This window comes from Pseudomonas sp. RL (genome assembly GCF_000647775.1).
In the GTDB taxonomy this organism is placed as follows: domain Bacteria; phylum Pseudomonadota; class Gammaproteobacteria; order Pseudomonadales; family Pseudomonadaceae; genus Serpens; species Serpens flexibilis.
Genome location: NZ_JBOY01000191.1, coordinates 1 through 3,173, shown reverse-complemented (window position 1 = coordinate 3,173; position 3,173 = coordinate 1). Strand labels below are relative to the sequence as shown.

2 protein-coding genes are annotated in these 3,173 nt (G+C 65.5%); one reads left to right on the top strand and one right to left on the bottom strand.

Going from position 1 to position 3,173, the window contains the following annotated elements:
* Window positions 1-615 (bottom strand): type IV pilus assembly protein PilM (pilM, locus tag AS93_RS0118085; protein WP_037010070.1); only part of this gene is annotated, 615 nt, incomplete at its 3' end.
* 177 nt (window positions 616-792) lie between these two features.
* Between pilM and AS93_RS19800 the strand changes: the two genes are divergently transcribed.
* Window positions 793-3,173, top strand: a 2,381-nt coding sequence (locus AS93_RS19800; RefSeq protein ID WP_051587538.1) for a penicillin-binding protein 1A, incomplete at its 3' end; no start/stop codon positions are given.

Genomic DNA, 3,173 nt, shown 5'->3' with positions numbered 1-3,173 from the left:
GGTCATGGTGGCGCCGATGTCCACCACCGCGACGGCCAGGTTCTCGCCCCGCTTGCCGAGCTGCGGCGCCAGCAGGTCGTAGGTCCGCTCCAGGGCATAGGCCTCGACATCCACCACCCGGGTGGACAGGCCGGCCAGCGACAGTGCCGCCTCGCGCGCCTCGACGTTCTCCTTGCGGCAGGCCGCCAGCAGAACCTCGACCCGCTCCGGATTGCGCGGCGCCGGACCCTGCACTTCGAAGTCGATGGCAACCTCTTCCAGCGGATAGGGGATGTACTGGTCCGCCTCCAGCTTGAGCTGGGTCTCCAGCTCCTCATCGCTCAGGCCGGCATCCATTTCCACCAGCTTGGTAATGACGGCGGAGCCAGCGACCGCGACCGCCGCCTGGCGCGCACTGGCCCGCGACTTGCCGAGCACGCGGGCGAGCGCCAGACCGACACCCTCCACCTCGACGATGTTCTTCTCCACCACCGCGTTGGCCGGCAGCGGCTCGACCGCATAGGCCTCGACCTTGTAGCGGTTCCCCGAACGACTCAATTCGAGCAGCTTGACCGAAGTCGAACTGATATCGACGCCGAGCACCGCGTTGGCCTTTTTACTGAAGAGTCCTGGCACGCCCGTTTTTCCCTATGTGCATCCGCGACTTACGAACACTGTGATGCCGCTCGACATCCAGCAGCCCTCTTGACAGGCGGCCAAATGGCTCGCAGGAAGGGAAAGCGCTTATAATGCGACCCGCTTTTCCCGGCCCGTCGGCCTGACGCCCACCCTTTACCCTGGAAATCCGCCACCTTGATTCGCCTGCTGAAATTCGTCGTGTGGTCCGGCTTCGCCGTCGTATGCGGTCTGGCGCTGAGCCTCAGCGGCGCCTTCCTCTACATCAATCCCACACTCCCCTCCGTCGAAGCGCTGCGCAGCATCCAGCTGCAGATTCCCCTGCGCATCTACAGCAGCGACGGCAAGCTCATCGCCGAGTACGGCGAAATGCGGCGAACGCCTATCGAATTCGAAGCCATCCCCCGCGATTTCATCGACGCCTTGCTGGCTGCGGAGGACGACAATTTTGCGAATCATTATGGCGTTGACATCAGCGGCCTGATGCGCGCTGCCACGCAATTATTGAAATCGGGCCAGATCCAGTCGGGCGGCAGCACCATCACCATGCAGGTGGCGAAGAACTACTTCCTCACCAGTGAGAAGAGCTTCTCGCGCAAGATCACCGAAATCCTCCTGGCCCTGCAGATCGAGCGCGACCTGAGCAAGGACGAGATCTTCGAGCTGTATGTGAACAAGATCTATCTGGGCAACCGCGCCTACGGCATCGAAGCCGCCGCGCAGATCTACTACGGCAAATCCATCCAGGAACTGAACCTGGCCCAGCTGGCGATGATCGCCGGCCTGCCCAAGGCGCCTTCGCGCTACAACCCGGTGGTCAATCCCGAGCGCAGCAAGGAGCGTCGCGACTGGATCCTCGGCCGCATGTACCGCCTGGGCAAGATCGACCAGCAGCGTTACCTGGACGCCCTGGCCGAGCCGGTCGAGGTGCGCCTGCACATCCCGACCCCGGAACTGAACGCGCCCTACGTGGCCGAGATGGTCCGCGCGGAAATGGTCGGCCTGTATGGCAGCGAGGCGTATACCGAGGGCTTCCGGGTCTACACCACGGTGCCCAGCGACCTGCAGAGCTTCGCCAACAGCGCCGTACACCTGGGCCTACAGAGCTACGACCAGCGCCACGGCTATCGCGGGCCGGAAACCCGCTACCGCGGCCAGACCCGTGAAGCCTGGGAACAACGCCTGGCCGAGCAGCGCAGCATTGGCGGCCTGCTGCCCGCCATCGTCACCGAGCTGACTGACGACGGAATCCTGGTACTGACCAGCCAGGGCGAGGAGCCGGTGAGCTGGGAAACCATGAAATGGGCCCGCCCCTACCTGGACACCGACAACGTCGGCGACTGGCCGAAGAAGCCGGGCGACGTGGTGCAGCCCGGCGACCTGATCCGCGTGCAGCGCAAACCGGATGAAAGCCTGGCCTTCAGCCAGCTGCCGACCGCGCAAAGCGCGCTGGTTTCACTGAATCCGCAGGATGGCGCCATCCTCGCCCTGGTGGGCGGCTTCTCCTTCGAGCAGAGCAACTACAACCGCGTGGTACAGGCCCGGCGCCAGCCCGGCTCCAGCTTCAAGCCGTTCCTGTACAGCGCCGCGCTGGATCGCGGCTACACGCCGGCCACGCTGGTCAACGACGCGCCGATCGTCTACCACGACTCCAGCATGGACGAGGCCTGGCGGCCGAAGAACGACAACAACACCTTCCTCGGTCCGATCCGCCTGCGTGAGGCGCTCTACCGCTCGCGCAACCTGGTGTCGATCCGGCTGCTGCAGAACATCGGCATCCAGTACGCCCTGAACTACATGGACCGCTTCGGCTTCCCGCGCGAAAACCTGCCCCGCGACCTGTCGCTGGCGCTGGGTACCGCCGCGCTGACGCCGCTGGAGATCACCGCGGGCTGGAGCGTGTTCGCCAACGGCGGCTACAAGGTCACGCCCTACCTGATCCAGCGCGTCGAGAATCGCGACGCCGAGATCATCTACCAGGCCAATCCGGCCCGCGCCCCGAAACCGGGCGAAGTTGTTGCCGATCAGGCCGGGACCGAAAACCTGCGCACGGTCAGCGATGCGGCGCCAGCAGACGACACGCAGCAGCCGCGCATCGCCGAACAGATTGTCGACTCGCGAACCGTCTTCATCCTCGACAGCATGCTCAAGGACGTGGTCACCAAGGGCACCGGCCGCCGCGCCCTGGCGCTGGAGCGCGACGACCTGGCCGGCAAGACCGGCACCACCAACGACTCCAAGGACGCCTGGTTCACCGGCTACAACGGCGACTACGTGACCACCGTCTGGGCCGGTTTCGACCAGCCGGAGAGCCTCGGCCGCTGGGAGTACGGCGGCACCGTGGCGCTGCCGATCTGGATGAGCTACATGGGTCCGGCTCTCAGCGGCAAGCCGTCGCGCACCCTGCCCGAACCCGGCGGTCTGCTGAGCCTGCGCATCGACCCGGTCACCGGCCGCGCCGCGTCGGCCACCACGCCGAATGCCTACTTCGAGATCTTCAAGAGGGTCATGGTGGCGCCGATGTCCACCACCGCGACGGCCAGGTTCTCGCCCCGCTT